Origin of the sequence: Halomonas maura (assembly GCF_030409305.1) — a bacterium.
In the GTDB taxonomy this organism is placed as follows: Bacteria; Pseudomonadota; Gammaproteobacteria; order Pseudomonadales; family Halomonadaceae; genus Halomonas; species Halomonas maura.
In genome coordinates, this window is record NZ_JAUFPQ010000016.1 from 139,088 (window position 1) to 154,295 (window position 15,208).

Sequence of the window (15,208 nt, forward strand, 5' to 3'; positions counted from 1 at the left end):
GCGTCGCCGCGAGGCGCAGGGGCGTGGCGGCGGGCGGCACCGCGGTGGCCGCCACGCGAGCCCCTCGCGGTCAGTAGAGGGCCTGCTCCTCGCGCACGACTTCCTTGAGCAGCTCCAGGAAGAGGCGGTCGGCCTCGGAGTGCTCGGCGGGATCTTCCGGGATGTGCACGCTGGTGGTATCCGAGATCTCGTTGGCGATGCGGGCCATGACATCGGCCTGGTCGCCGTCGCCGAGGCGCTGCCGGGCGATTTCCAGGGACTGTTCGAGGATCTTGGGGTCCTGGAGCAGCTTCTTGATGAAGCTGCGTAGCTCGTTGATCACACGGGTCTTCTGGATTTCCGATGAGGACATGGCGTTCTCCTTGTGCGGGCCGGTGCTGTATTGCCGAGACGATACCATGTTTGGCCCCGGGCGCGAGAGGCCGGGGCCATGTCGTGTAAGACATCGCTTACATGACTCGTGGTCGATCGCTCACAGGAATTGCCTTGGGACCGGCTGCCAAGTATGACAATCCTTGTTAATGTGTGTAACAGTATGTTGCATGTAATGCCTGGAAGAAGGGATTTCTCATGCTGGCGAATGATGGGCCGGCTCCGCAGAACATGAGGCATCCCCATAACAAGGGCAGGAGGTGGGTAGCCGCCTGGGGTATCGGCCAGGGTGCGCTGCTCGAGCCTTCTCCCATTACGCACAACGAAGGGATCTGCCATGACACGCGCGCATACGAAGCCGTCATCGACCAGGATCGGGAGGCGCCTCGTCAGGGGCGTGGCCGCCGGTGCCACCCTGGCCCTGTTACCCCTCGCCTCGGCCGTGGCGCAATCCTTGCCCGCCGGGTTGATGTCGCCGGGGGCCGCCGACCTCCAGCAGGTGGTGCAACGGGCCATTTCCACCAATCCGGAGGTCCAGGCCGCCTGGCGGGCCTTCCAGGCCTCGGGGCATGATGCCCGCGCGGCCTGGGGCAATTACCTGCCGAGTGCCGACGTCAACGCCGGGGTGGGCATCGAGGACCGCGAGAACGATGGGCGGGGCAGCTACGATACCGATTACGCCGAGCTGGCCTTGACCCAGATGCTCTACGACGGCTTCGCCACCCGCAGCGAGGTCGAGCGCCTCGACCGCGCGGAACTGGTGCGCTACTACGAGCTGCTCGGCGCCAGCGAGGGGGTGGCCCTGGAGGCCGCCCGGGCCTATCTCGATGTGCAGCGCTACCGTGAGCTGGTGCGCCTCGCCCAGGACAACTATCGCAAGCACCTGGAGGTCTTCAACCAGATCGAGCAGCGGGTGGCGTCCGGGGCCGGTCGCCGGGTCGACCTGGAGCAGATCAGCGGCCGCCTGGCCCTGGCCGAGTCCAACCTGATGACCGAGGCGTCCAACCTGCATGACGTGACCGCCCGCTATCAGCGCATCGTCGGCGATCTGCCGGCGGCGAGCCTGGCGCCGGCACCGACCTTCGACGACCGGCTACCCACCGATGTCTCCCAGGCCCTCGACCTGGCCTTCCAGGGCAACCCGCAATTCCACGCCGCCATCGAGAACATCGCCGCCTCCCGGGCGCAGCGAAGCGGCACCCGCTCCGACTTCCAGCCCCGGCTCGACCTGGTGGGGCGCACCGGCACCTACCAGGACGGCGACAGCACCAGCCTGTTGACGCCGGACGAGCGGCAGGACCGCCACAGCATCGAGCTGGTCGCCAGCATGAACCTGTACCGTGGTGGCAGCGACCTGGCGGCGTTCCGTGCCGCCAGCGACCGGGTCGAGCAGGCCATCCACCTGCGCGAGAAGGCCTGCGTGGACGTGCGCCAGACCACCCAGATCGCCTACAACGATACCCGGCGATTGCGCGAGCAGCTGGCCTACCTCAACCAGCATCGCCAGTCCACCGACCGGGTACGCGGCGCCTACCAGCAGCAGTTCGATATCGGCCAGCGCAGCCTGCTCGATGTGCTCGACACCGAGAACGAGTTCTTCGAGGCCAGCCGGGCCCACGTCAACGCCCAGTATGACGTGGCCCTGGCCGATGCCCGCACCCTGGCCGCGATGGGCCAGCTGATGCAGGCCTTGGAGGTCCGCCGCGACGATGTGCCCAGCCTGTCGGAGCTCGGCAGCGAGGGCGTCCGTCTCGACCCCGAGACGGTGTGTCCGGCCCCGGGGCCCAGTGGCTATACCCTGGCGGACTTCACCGACGGCATCACCCCGACCGCGACCCGGGCACCGGACCTGACCCTCTCCGCCGATGCCCTGTTCGAGATCAACAGCGCCGAGTTGAGCCTCGAGGCTCGCGAGGAGCTGCGCTCGCTCGCCGCGCGGATTCGCGGGCGCAACGACCTGGCGCGCGTCTACATCGCCGGCCATGCCGATATCACCGGGTCCGATGCCATCAACGAGCCGTTGTCGCGGCGGCGTGCCGAGAGCGTGGGGGCGTATCTGGTGGACCAGGGTGTCGCCGCCGGCTTGATCGAGACCGAAGGGTTCGGCTCGCGTCGTCCGGTGGCCACCAATGCCACCGCCGAGGGACGGCGTCAGAACCGCCGGGTGGAGGTCACCCTGGAGCGGATCGGGGAAGACCTCGAGCTGGGCCAGCGTGAGTCCGGCTTCCAGGGGCGCGTCACGGGATGATGCCTGGCCGGGGGCGTCGGCCCCCGGTACCCGTGACACTGACCGAGTGCAGAGGTGTCCGTGACACAACAGGAAACCCTGGAAGAGGGGGCCGGCGCCAGTTCGGCGGTGCGGGACGAACTGCTGGCGTGCCTGCAGACCCTCGCCCTCGTCCATGACCATGATGCCAGCGCGGAGGCGCTGACCGCTGGCCTGCCCCTGGAGGCCGGGCGGCTCACCCCGGGGGTCTTCCCCCGGGCGGCGGCCCGTGCCGGCATGTCGGCGCGGATCGTCAAGTCCCGCCTGGTGCAACTGAACCCTGCGCTGTTCCCGGCCGTGCTGCTGCTCGAGCCCGGGCGGGCCTGCGTGCTGGTGGCCCTCGACCTGAAATCCCGCCGCGCCCGGGTGATCTTTCCCGAGCTCGGCGAGGCCGAGACCGAGGTCGATCTCGATGGCCTGCAGCACAGCTACAGTGGCCAGGCCATCTACGTGCGACCGCGCTTTCGCTTCGATGCGCGAGGTCCGCAGGTCCGGCACCCGTCGTCAGGGCACTGGTTCTGGGGCGTGATGCGCGAGAACCGTCGGTTGTATCGGGACGTGATCGCCGGCTCCGTGGTCATCAACCTGTTCGCCGTCGCCATGCCGTTGTTCGTGCTCAACGTCTACGACCGGGTGGTGCCCAACCATGCCACCGAGACGCTGTGGGTGCTGGCGGTGGGCATCTTCGTGGTGCTGTGCTTCGACCTGGCCCTGCGCCTGATGCGCAATGCCTTCGTCGACCTGGCGGCGAGCCGCGCCGACGTCAAGCTGTCCTCGGCGATCATGTCCCGGGTGCTGGGACTGCGCATGGCGGCACGTCCCGCCTCCACCGGCTCCTTCGTGGCGACGCTGCAGTCCTTCGAAGCGGTGCGCGCCTTCATCGGCTCCGCCACGGTGGTCGGCTTGGTCGACCTGCCCTTCGTGCTGCTGTTCGCCGGCATCATCGCGATGATCGGGCCACCGCTGGTGCTCCCGGTGCTGGGCGGCATCGCCTTCGTGCTGCTCTACGCCCTGGCGGCACAGGGCAAGCTGCACGAGCTGTCCGAGACCACCTGGCGAGTGAGTGCCCAGCGCAATGCCACCCTGGTGGAGTCGGTCTCCCAGCTCGAGACCGTCAAGGCGCTGCGCGGCGAGAGCCGCATCCAGGGCACCTGGGAGCGGGCCTCGGCCTTTCTCTCGCGCACCGCGGCACAGCTGAGGCTGGTGAGCTCCTCGGTGTCCAGTGTGGCGCTGTGGACCCAGCATAGTGTGGCGGTGGTGGTGATCCTCATCGGGGTCTACCTGATCATCGATGGCCAGCTGACACAGGGCGGGCTGATCGCCGCCTACCTGCTCTCTTCCCGGGCCATGGCCCCGGTGAGCCAGGCGGCGACCCTGCTGGCGCAGTACCATCAGTCGGCCACGGCCCTGCAGTCGCTGGAGGGGGTGATGCAGCTGCCGGTCGAGCGCCCGGAGGGGCAGCGCTTCATCGATCGTCCGGTGATCCGGGGCGATATTCGCTTCGACAAGGTGAGCTTTCGCTATCCCGACGAGGAGCAGGATGCCCTGCGTGACGTATCGCTGCGCATCGAGCCGGGCGAGAAGGTGGCGTTGCTGGGACGCGTCGGCTGCGGCAAGACCACCCTCAACAAGCTCGTCCTGAATCTTTACGCGCCGTCCAGCGGGGCGGTGAGGCTCGACGACGTGGACATTCGCCAGTTCGATCCGCTTCAGCTGCGCCGCCATGTCGGCTATGTGCCCCAGGACGTGAGCCTGTTTTGCGGTAGCCTGCGCGACAATATCGTCGCCGGCGGGGGCAGCGATGGCGTCGAGGACGAGGCGCTGTTGCGTGCCATCGAGCTCAGTGGCCTCGAGGACCTGGTGAATGGCCATCCCCGGGGCGTCGACCTGAACGTCGGCGAGCGGGGGCAGCGGCTCTCGGGCGGGCAGCGCCAGGCCGTGGCCATCGCCCGGGCGCTGGTCCATGACCCCCAGGTGCTGCTGCTCGACGAGCCGTCGAGCTCCATGGACCATTCCACCGAGGAGGCGTTCAAGGCCAGGCTCAAGCGCTATGCCCAGGGCAAGACCCTGGTGGTCGTGACCCACCGCACCTCGCTGCTGTCGCTGGTCGATCGCATCGTCGTCATCGACGCCGGCAAGGTCGTGGCCGACGGGCCCCGCGACAAGGTGGTGGAAGCCCTGCGCAAGGGCCAGATCGGGAGGGCCGGCGGATGAGCTCCTCACGTCGAGGTGCGGAGCAGCAGGGGTTCGAGGCCATCGGTCGGTTCTCCGAAACCGGCGGCCGTGCCTTCCGTCCGCTCATCGATCGTCTCTTCGCCCGCCGCGTGACGGCGGCCCATCTCGACCGCGACTGGGCGAGCGACGCCGACTGGGCGCGGCTGCAGCAGGATCCGCTGCGGGCCAGGGCCTTGCTCTATGGGGTGCTGCTGGCGGTGGTGGCCCTGATCGCCTGGTCGGCCTTCGCCGCCATCGACGAGGTGACCCGCGGGGTCGGGCGAGTGATTCCCTCGAGCCAGCTGCAGAAGGTGCAGTCCTTCGATGGCGGGGTGGTACAGGAGATCCTGGTCGAGGAGGGCGACCGGGTGGCGGCGGGGCAGCGGCTGATGCGCATCGACCCGACGCGCTTCCTGGCCACCTTCCGGGAGAATCGTGCCAAGGCCCAGGCCCTGGAGGTGCGTGCCGAACGCCTGAGGGCGCTGGTCTCGGCCTCCGACTTCACGCCCTCCGCCACGCTGCGCGAGGAGGCTCCCGGTCTCGTGGCCCGGGAGCGGGAACTCTACCAGAGCAGTCTCGAGGCGCTGGCGGAGCAGCAGAGCATCCTCGAGGAGCGCCTGGCGCAGCGGCGCGCCGAACTGGACGAGGCCCGGTCACGACGGGATACCGCGTCACGAGAGCTCGGCATGGCCAGCCAGGAGCTGAACCTGACCCGGCCGCTGCTGGAGAGCGGGGCGGTCTCCGAGGTCGAGGTGCTGCGGCTGCAGCGCGAGGTCTCCAAGGCCAGCGGCGAACGCAACCAGGCGGCGGCCCAGGTGGAGCGCCTGCAGGCCGCCATCGAGGAGGCTCAGGCGCAACGCCGCGAGGTGACCCTGGAAGCCCGCAACGAATGGCGCAATGAACTCTCCCGGACGCTCGGCGACCTGGCGGCGCTGGATGAGTCGAGTACCGGCCTACAGGACCGGGTGCGGCTGGCCGAGATCCGTTCGCCGGTCGACGGGGTCGTGCAGCGCCTGGGCATCACCACTCTCGGCGGGGTGGTGCAGCCCGGCCAGGAGGTGGTCGATATCGTGCCCAGCGACGATGCCCTGCTGGTGGAGGCACGCATCGCCCCGCAGGACATCGCCTTCCTGCGCCCGGGGCAGCCGGCGACCATCAAGCTCACCGCCTACGATTTCGCCATCTACGGGGGGCTCGAGGCCGAGCTGGACCATATCAGCGCCGACACCATCACCGACGACGAGGGCAATACCTTCTACCTGGTCCGGGTTCGCACCCGGGAGGGTGGCAACGCGCACGAGGCACTGGACGTGATTCCCGGGATGACCGCTGAGGTGGATATCCTCACCGGCAAGCGCACCGTGATGCAGTACCTCCTCAAGCCGGTCCTGCGGGCCTGGGACAATGCCATGGGAGAGCGATGATGGCGCAGTTGTTCGTGTGTCAGGGGCACGATGTGATACCTCGTTGGCGTGAGGCCTTCGCCGAGGCTCGGCTGGTCACCCCCGAGCAGGCGCGGGCCCAGGCCGGCGCCGGCGATCGGGTCTGGGTGACCAGCGACCTGGACCGGTGGTCGGGGCTCGTGTCCAACCTCAGTCGACGTGGCGCCATCCTCAGCGTGCTGAGCTATGCGCCGAACTCCCTCGAGGCCTTCCAGGCGCTGGGGGCCGGCGCCCGCGGCTACGCCCATGTCTTATCGCCACCCGAGCTGTTGCGTCAGGTGGAGATGGTGGTCACCCACCAGGGCATCTGGGTCTGGCCGGAACTGCTCGCCCAGGTGGTGGGCGGTGCCTTCCGCACCCTGGGCGGCGAGGCCATGCTGCAGAAGGAAACCCTGGCGTGCCTGACCGAGCGCGAGCAGGCCGTGGCCCTGGCCGTGGCCGAGGGGCTCAGCAACAAGGCCGTGGCCAATCGCCTGGCGATCACCGAACGAACGGTCAAGGCGCACCTGGGCGCCGTGTTCCGCAAGCTCGGCGTGCGTGATCGCATGCAGTTGATTCTCAAGCTCTCCCACCAGGAGCAGGATGCGCTCTGAGCGATATCCCCGTGGGCCTGATATCCCGGGCCATGTTACATCTTGTTACCCTGTCCATCGGTCCAATACCGATGCCTGCCTTCGTCACCTAACTTGAAGGTATGAGGGCGAGTGGTGCCGCCTCGCGCCTCGACTGGTGATCATCAGGAGAGCATGACATGACCATCGCAACCGTTCTATCCATCTCCGGTCAGGCCTGGGCGCGTGATACCGACGGCCAGCTGCGTGAACTCAGCGTCGGCGACCGCCTGCAGGAAGGCGAGACCCTCGTCACCTCGGACACGGGCCGGGTGGTGCTCGATCTCGGCGACAACCTCGGGCCGACGACGATCGGGGAGGGCCGGGAGGTCGTCATGACGCCGGAGCTCGCCACCGATGCGCCGGTCGAGGCGGCCGAGGCCAGTGCCCAGGATGCGGACCTCGCGGCCCTGCTGACGGCCATCGAAGAGGGCCGGGGGGACCTGCTCGGGGATCTGGACGCGACCGCGGCCGGGGCCGATGCCGGCGGTGGCGGCGATGGGGGGCACAGTTTCGTGCGCCTGGCACGGATCAGCGAGAGCGTCGACCCGTTGGCCTTCGACTTCGCCGCCAAGGCCCCGGAGGGGCCCGACGAGGTCCGGCTCGAGGGCGGCGCCGTGGCGGCGGAAGACGGCGATGATGAGCCGGTGGTGGGTGCCGAGGACCCCGAGGGCGACGCGCCGGAGACGCAAGACGGCGATGATGTGCCGACGGTGGCCACCGCCGACCTCGACGGGGACGGCGACGTGGTCTGGGAGTCCGCGCTGCCCGAGGGCAGCGGCGGTGGCACCACCACCACCGGCGGCAGCCTGCAGATCGACACCGGCGACGACCCGCTGGCGCTGATCGAGGTGCAGGACGCCGGCGGCACCTGGATCGCCATCACCGCCGACGCCACCACCGTGCAGGGCGCCTACGGCACCCTGACGGTGAACACCGACGGCAGCTGGCACTATACGCTGGACGCCAACACCCTGGACCATGACGGCACCGACCTGACGGGCGGCGCCGACCAGCTGCAGGAGCCGTTCGCGGTGCGCGTCACCGACGACGACGGCGACGTCTCGCCGGAGGCGACGCTGGTCATCGACGTCAACGACGACGGCCCGGCGGCGGCAGACGACGGCGTCGCCGGCGAGGTGGCCGAGGAGGGCAGCGTCGAGATCGACGTCTTCGCCAACGACGGCGCCGGGGCCGACGGCGTGGACCTGGCGACCGGCATCGCCGTGGCCAGCGGGCCGAGCCTGGGCAGCGTGGTCTACAACGGCGACGGCACCTTCACCTACACCGCCGATGCCGGCGCCGAGGGCGCGGACAGCTTCACCTATACCCTGATCGACCGCGAGGGTGACACCGCCACGGCCACGGTCACCCTGAGCATCGCCGAGGATTCGACGCCGACGGTGGCCACCGCCGACCTCGACGGGGACGGCGACGTGGTCTGGGAGTCCGCGCTGCCCGAGGGCAGCGGCGGTGGCACCAGCACCACCGGCGGCAGCCTGCAGATCGACACCGGCGACGACCCGCTGGCGCTGATCGAGGTGCAGGACGCCGGCGGCACCTGGATTGCCATCACCGCCGACGCCACCACCGTGCAGGGCGCCTACGGCACCCTGACGGTGAACACCGACGGCAGCTGGCACTATACGCTGGACGCCAACACCCTGGATCATGACGGCACCGACCTGACGGGCGGCGCCGACCAGCTGCAGGAGCCGTTCGCGGTGCGCGTCACCGACGACGACGGCGACGTCTCGCCGGAGGCGACCCTGGTCATCGACGTCAACGACGACGGCCCGGCGGCGGCGGACGACGGCGTCGCCGGCGAGGTGGCCGAGGAGGGCAGCGTCGAGATCGACGTCTTCGCCAACGACGGCGCCGGGGCCGACGGCGTGGACCTGGCGACCGGCATCGCCGTGGCCAGCGGGCCGAGCCTGGGCAGCGTGGTCTACAACGGCGACGGCACCTTCACCTACACCGCCGATGCCGGCGCCGAGGGCGCGGACAGCTTCACCTATACCCTGATGGACCGCGAGGGCGACACCGCCACGGCCACGGTCACCCTGAGCATCGCTGAGGATTCGACGCCGACGGTGGCCACCGCCGACCTCGACGGGGACGGCGACGTGGTCTGGGAGTCCGCGCTGCCCGAGGGCAGCGGCGGTGGCAACAGCACCACCGGCGGCAGCCTGCAGATCGACACCGGCGACGACCCGCTGGCGCTGATCGAGGTGCAGGACGCCGGCGGCACCTGGATCGCCATCACCGCCGACGCCACCACCGTGCAGGGCGCCTACGGCACGCTGACGGTGAACACCGACGGCAGCTGGCACTATACGCTGGACGCCAACACCCTGGATCATGACGGCACCGACCTGACGGGCGGCGCCGACCAGCTGCAGGAGCCGTTCGCGGTGCGCGTCACCGACGACGACGGCGACGTCTCGCCGGAGGCGACCCTGGTCATCGACGTCAACGACGACGGCCCGAGCATCACGGCCGGCGTATCCGATGGCGACGGCGTGACCCTCAACACCCAGGATGCCGAGCTCACCGACACCGCCACGGCCAGCTTCGCCGCGGCCTTCACGGTGGCCGACAGCGCCCATGGCGCCGACGGCGCCGGTGCGACCAGCTGGAGTTATGCCCTCGACCTGGCGGCGCCCGACGGCAGCGACGCGGGGCTGACCAGCGGTGGCCAGACGGTCCATCTCTATCTGGTCGGCGGCGAGGTCATGGGCTCCACGGCGGCCAGCGCCGGGGCGGTTACCGAGGCCAACACCGTGTTCAGCCTGGCGGTGGACGGTGACGGCAACGTGACCCTGACCCAGCTGGCGGCGCTCGACCACGCCACCGCCGATAGCGGCGATTACGCCGGTGACCAGCAGGGGCTCGGCACCGGGCTGGTGACCCTGGTGGGCACGGTGACCATCACCGACAGCGAGGGGGACTCGGCCAGCGACAGCCAGACGCTGGACCTGGGCGGCAACCTCCTGTTCGATGATGCCGGCCCCGCGGTAGTGCCGACCGCGGACTATACCGCCCCGACGCTGACCCTGGACGAATCGCCGCAGTCGGCGGACGGCCTCGCCAGTATCAGCGGCGACTTCAGCGGCGCCTTCGCCACGACCATCGACCATGGTCCCGACGGTGCCGGCGGCGTGTCCTACGGCTTGTCGCTGAGCGGCACCGACCTGGGCTCCGGGCTCTATGCGCTCGGTGACGACGGGGCGGCCGGCGGCGAGATCCAGCTGGCCATGGACGGGGATGACATCGTCGGCCGACTCGACGGCACCGAGTACTTCCGCATCGGCGTGGACGACAGCGGCATGGTCACCTTCAGCCAGAGCGCCAACCTCTGGCACGGCGCGGGCGGCGCGGCCCACGACGACGCCGAGACCCTCCAGGCGACGAGCGGGACCCTGCTGCTGACCCAGACGGTGACCGATGCCGATGGCGACAGCGCCTCGGCGGCCGTGGACCTGAGCGCCGGCGTGTTCACCGTCGAGGACGACGGCCCCAGCGCCCTGCTTCCCCAGGCCGCCCACGTGCTGCTGGCGGTCAGTGAGACGGAGGCGACCCAGCAGACGGTGACCCAGCCGCTGCACTTCCTGCCGGGCACGGATGGGCTCGGCGATGTCGTCTTCAACCTGGCGCTGGTGGATGGCCAGCAGCCCCTGCTTAGTGCGGAGGGCGATCAGCTCTACCTCGACAACGCGCCGCTGTTCCTCGAGTACACGGACGCGTCGCACCACAGCATCCAGGCCGTCACCGAGAGTGGCGAGATCGGCTTCGAGGCCACGATCGATGCCGAGGGCAACGTCACCTATACGGTCTTCTCCGGCTCCATCGTGACGGACGGCAAGATCACCTCGGTGACCGACCTGAGCGGTATCGGTGGCGGCAACGTCGCCTTCAAGGGGCTGAATATCGGCACCAGCCAGGCGCCGGACCCGGATGGCATGGATGATGTGCTCGTCTCCTCGGACATCCTGCCCCTCACCGATACCGACCAGGGCACCGTCAACAGCACCAGCGCGACCCTGGGGGTTGGCAAGGGGGCGGAGATTTCCGGCGGCGAGATCGTGCGTTATGACCTGGTCAGCAACCTCTCGGTCGACGATACCCAGCATGCCGCGTCGTACAGCTTCGATGGCTATCAACAGACCCTGGCCTTTACACAGGACATCGTCGTGTCCGGTGCCAAGGAAGCCAGCTTCTATCTGCGGATCTATGCCATGGGGGCGGACGACGCCGCCACGGGCCAGACCCAGTCGCTGGTCTCCGGCACCGGCGGCGACGGCCAGCTGACCCTGACCGCCGAGGAGGTCAGGATTTACGACGCGACCGGCATCGAGCAGACCGGGCATGTGACCGCCAACGCCGACGGTTCCGTGCTGGTCGAAGGCCTTCAGGATGGCTGGAGCTTCGAGATCGTCAGCGTCGATGGCGGCCTGGAACCCGAGGCCTTCAATGCCGTCGAGATCGAGGGCGTCGAACTGACCGGTGGTGATACCACCAGCTTCAAACTGGGCGGCTTCGGCTACGGGGAAGAGCCGAACTTCTCGCCGGTGACCTTCGAACTGCCGGTCATCGGCTCGGATGCGGACGGCGACAGCCTCGATGGCCAGGTCGCCATCACCATCTACCCCGATTCGGAGAGCATCGTGGGAGATGGCCAGGGCAACACGCTGTCGGGCACCGACGGGGACGACAGCCTGTTCGGTCTCGAGGGCGAGGATACCCTGATCGGCGGGCAGGGCGACGATGTCCTGGCCGGTGGCCTGGGCGCCGATACCTTCGCCTGGCAGTTCGGCGACGGGGGCGATCAGGGGGGGGCGGGAGCGCCCGCCACCGACCTCGTGACCGACTTCAACCTGAACGAGGTCGCCGAGGGCGATGTGCTCCAGCTCGGAGACCTGCTGCAGGGAAGCGATGCCGAGTCGGACTTCGCGAGCTACCTGCATGCCGTCGACGATGGGCAGGGCAACACCCTGCTGCACGTCAGTACCAATGGTGCCTTCGGTGACGGCTTCAGTTCGGCGGCGTCGGATCAGGTCATCGCCTTGAATGGGGTCAGCATGGAGGGCGCCGATTCCTCGGCTTTCCTGCAGTCCCTGATCGACAGTGGCCAGCTCGATATCGAGTGAGCCAGCGCCGCCTCTGCCGCGCCCGGCCAAGTCGGGCGCCTTCTTGTGCGTCAGGAGCGAGGCTGCCTATCATGCCCACACCAGCCCAAGCCGGGGAGCGGCCCATGTACATCGAACGCGACGACCAGGGGCGGATACGGCTCGTCAGTCGCGAGCCCACGCCGGAGTGTAGCGAGTCCCTCTCGGCGGATTCGCCCGAACTGCTGGCGTTTCTCATGGAAGGGGAGGTCGGCAGGGAATCGGCCCGCTTCCAGGCCTCGGACCTGGCCTTCGTGCGCGTGCTGGAAGACGTGATCGACCTGCTGATGGACAAGGGGGTGATCCAGTTCACCGAACTGCCCGAGGCCGCCCAGCAGAAGGTGATGGCGCGTCAGTCACTGCGCCGCCGCTTGAATGGGCTGCAGCTGGTGTCTCCCGGGGCGGACGACGACGTCATCTGATCGCTTGCCGCGGCCGAGGTGCCGGGATCGCCGGCCCCTCAGGCCGGCGGCGGGCCTGCCGGCTCACAGCGACGACTTGTCGTTCTGGCGGATGCCGGGGCCGGTGACACCGTCGAGCCCCAGCTCGAACAGCGTCATGGCCTCGTCGCGGCTGGCGACGCCCTCGGCGATGGCCAGGATGCCCAGCGAATGGCAGAGGGTGGCCATGCCACGCAGGATGGTCTGCTGCTCGTGGCTGTCCGCCACCCCGCCGACCAGGCTGTGGTCGATCTTCAGGTAACTCAGCCCCAGGTCCTGGAGGTCGGCGATATGGGTGAACTCGGCGCCGACGTGCTCGAGGCCCAGCTTGCACTTCAATGGGCGCAGCTCCCGGCAGAGGGTCCGGAAGCTCGCCAGGTCCTGGATGGCCAGGGTCTCCGGCAGCTCCAGCCAGAGCTTGCCGGCGGCGCTGGGCCGGGCGTGCAGCCGTGAGCGCAGCTCGAGGACGAAGCGCGCATCGCGAATCGAGGCGGCCGACAGGTTGATGCCCACCGCCTGGCCGCGCTGATCGATGTCCTGCAGGGCCGCTTCCACCACCGCCAGGTCCAGCTCCGTCTCGAGGCCCAGGCGTGCCACCCAGGGCATGAAGACCCCGCCGGCCTGCCACTGCTGGCCGAGCCGCAGTCGCGAGGGGCACTCGTAGTGGAGCAGCTTGCCGTCGCTGTCGAGCACCGGGAAGTGCGCCAGGAAGACGCCTTCCTGCATGGCCTGCTGCAGGGCGCTGCGCCACTGGGCATGGTTGGGGAACAGGCTTGTCTGCTTGCCGTCCTCGATGATGGTGATGCTGTGCTGGCCGCGGGCCTCGGCACTGGACAGGGCGCCGTCCAGGCCGGCCAGCAGGGTGCTGCGCCGGTCGCCCTGGCGGTACGGGCCGATCGCGGCGGGCAGGCCGATCATGGCGTCCTCGTCCCGGACCACGGCCTTGAGGCGCTTGACCAGTTCCTGATGGACGTATTCCGCGTCATCCAGGCCGGGCAGCAGCAGGGCGAAGTCGCTGCCATTGAGGCGTCCTGCCAGGCCACAGCCATGCACCCTGGCCAGTTGCTCCAGGGTCTCGGTCAAGGCCTTGAGCAGGGCATCGGTACCGGCATGGCCCAACTGCTCGTTGATCTGCGTCAGCCGGCTGACGCGCACCAGCACCAGGCTGCCACTGGCGCGAAAGTCGTGGCTCTCCAGGTGGCTCTGCAGCTGGCTGAGGAAGGCCTCGCGGTTCAGCGCCCCCGTCACCGCGTCGTGCTGGAGGCGGCGGCGCATGACATCGAGCTTCTGGCTCTCGCTGCCGAGCATCTCGCCGACGGTGGCGGCGAGCTGGTTCATGGCCACGACCAGATCGCGCAGCTCGTGGGTCCGGGGCAGCTTCGAGGTCGTGAAGCGGCGCATGCTGATATCGCGGGCCTGTTCCACGACCCGGTGCAGCGGCTGGCGGATCGAGCGCACCAGCCACCAGCCGAGCAGCAGGCTGAGGCCGCCGGCGAGCAGGAACCAGCCCGCCAGCTCCAGGGTGCTCTGCCACAGCGAACGATAGGCGTAGCTGTGCTGGCTCTCCACGCTCAGGGTGGCGAACTGTTGCCACTCATCCTGTACCACGGCCGTCCCGGCGGGCACCTCGAAATCGATCAGCTCGGTGAACCAGCCTGGCACGTCCTCGATGGCCGCATCGGCCCGGCGCTGCTCGATGACTTCGCCGTCGATGTCGCGCAGCTCGATGCGACGATAGTAGCCCGTATCGAACTGGGCCGAGACCAGCAGCGCCAGGGTGACGGCATCCTTGGGCATCTGGCTCATGGTCAACGCCAGGGCGTTGGCGTTGTCGGCATTCTTGATGCGGACTTCCTGCTCGATATAGGCGCGGCTCGAGGTCACGCCGATGAACAGGCTGCCGCCGAAGGCCAGCAACAGCAGTCCCACGATGATCAGCCACAGTTGCTTGATGAGCGACATCTCGTTATCCCCCCTGGATGAAACCCTGTCGTCGCATACGGTCGAGCACGCGCCGCCAGCGCGAGAGCCTGGCGATGGGGTCGGCCCTGGAATGGCTCGCACCACCGGCCCACAGGCCGCTGCTGTTGAAGCTGAACAGGGGATCCAGGTCGGTGCGATCCCTGGCGGGCGTGATGGAGGGCACCAGGTTGTCCAGGATCAGCGGTTCGGCGTCCGGCGTCGCGTAATAGCCCAGCACCATATGCGCCTGGGTGATCTGGCTGCGTCCGATCCTGGCCCGAACATAGATCATTCGCAGCCGATCGGTAGGGATGCCGAGCTGCTGCAGGGTGATGTACTTGGCGATGGAATAGTCCTCGCAGTCCCCCGCGCCACGGCCCAGGGTTTCCAGGGGCGTGGCCCAGTAGTCGTCCTGGCGCCAGATGAGGCTGTCGTCCAGCCAGCGCACGCGGCGGTTGAAGAAGCGGTTGACCTCGCGCAGCTGGCGGTCGAGGCCGGCGCCGGCCAGACGATCGAGCAGGGCGAACCACTCGTCGAGCACGTCGAGCCCCGGCTGGCCGTAGGCGTCTGCCATGCTGCGACGCAGCTGCGTCGCATCGAGGCGTGCCTCGACCCGGTCGGGCCGCAGGCTCAGGACGCCCACCGCCAGGCCGCCCATCATCGCCAGCAAGCGGCGGCGCCCGGGCGATGCTGGAGCGTGGGTCGAGCGGTCGGCCATGCGGTCTCGCCGATT

At 69.0% G+C, this 15,208-nt stretch carries 9 protein-coding genes; 6 read left to right on the forward strand and 3 right to left on the reverse strand.

Going from position 1 to position 15,208, the window contains the following annotated elements; all coding sequences use genetic code 11:
- Positions 1–70: 70 nt before the first annotated feature.
- Complete coding sequence (locus tag QWY76_RS09855) at positions 71–352, reverse strand: hypothetical protein (protein ID WP_126480813.1); 282 nt, start codon at positions 350–352, stop codon at positions 71–73.
- Positions 353–709: 357 nt separating this feature from the next.
- Between QWY76_RS09855 and QWY76_RS09860 the strand changes: the two genes are divergently transcribed.
- The 6 genes from QWY76_RS09860 (at position 710) to QWY76_RS09885 (ending at position 12,495) form a co-directional block, all read left to right on the forward strand.
- A complete protein-coding gene (locus QWY76_RS09860) occupies positions 710–2,620 on the forward strand; it encodes a TolC family outer membrane protein (RefSeq protein WP_290311009.1) in 1,911 nt (636 codons plus the stop codon).
- A gap of 60 nt (positions 2,621–2,680) precedes the next feature.
- Positions 2,681–4,852 carry a type I secretion system permease/ATPase gene (locus QWY76_RS09865; RefSeq protein WP_290311010.1) on the forward strand — a complete coding sequence of 724 codons (2,172 nt, stop codon included), beginning with the start codon at positions 2,681–2,683 and terminating at the stop codon, positions 4,850–4,852.
- Positions 4,849–6,276 (forward strand): HlyD family type I secretion periplasmic adaptor subunit, encoded by a 1,428-nt coding sequence (locus QWY76_RS09870; protein ID WP_290311011.1) that lies wholly within the window; start codon positions 4,849–4,851, stop codon positions 6,274–6,276. Before QWY76_RS09865 ends, QWY76_RS09870 begins: the two co-directional genes overlap by 4 nt.
- A 32-nt stretch (positions 6,277–6,308) precedes the next feature.
- Positions 6,309–6,887 (forward strand): response regulator transcription factor, encoded by a 579-nt coding sequence (locus QWY76_RS09875; RefSeq protein WP_290311012.1) that lies wholly within the window; start codon positions 6,309–6,311, stop codon positions 6,885–6,887.
- 158 nt (positions 6,888–7,045) lie between these two features.
- Positions 7,046–12,055 carry a retention module-containing protein gene (locus QWY76_RS09880; protein ID WP_290311013.1) on the forward strand — a complete coding sequence of 1,670 codons (5,010 nt, stop codon included), beginning with the start codon at positions 7,046–7,048 and terminating at the stop codon, positions 12,053–12,055.
- A gap of 104 nt (positions 12,056–12,159) precedes the next feature.
- Positions 12,160–12,495: a tryptophan synthase subunit beta like protein gene (locus QWY76_RS09885; protein WP_290311014.1), complete on the forward strand. Its 336-nt coding sequence runs from the start codon at positions 12,160–12,162 to the stop codon at positions 12,493–12,495.
- Positions 12,496–12,558: 63 nt separating this feature from the next.
- Here the strand turns inward: QWY76_RS09885 and QWY76_RS09890 are convergent, their stop codons facing one another.
- Both QWY76_RS09890 and QWY76_RS09895 read right to left on the reverse strand, forming a co-directional pair.
- Complete coding sequence (locus QWY76_RS09890) at positions 12,559–14,475, reverse strand: EAL domain-containing protein (protein ID WP_290311015.1); 1,917 nt, start codon at positions 14,473–14,475, stop codon at positions 12,559–12,561.
- A gap of 4 nt (positions 14,476–14,479) precedes the next feature.
- Positions 14,480–15,193, reverse strand: a complete 714-nt coding sequence (locus QWY76_RS09895; protein WP_290311016.1) for a transglutaminase-like cysteine peptidase — start codon at positions 15,191–15,193, stop codon at positions 14,480–14,482.
- Positions 15,194–15,208 lie beyond the last annotated feature (15 nt).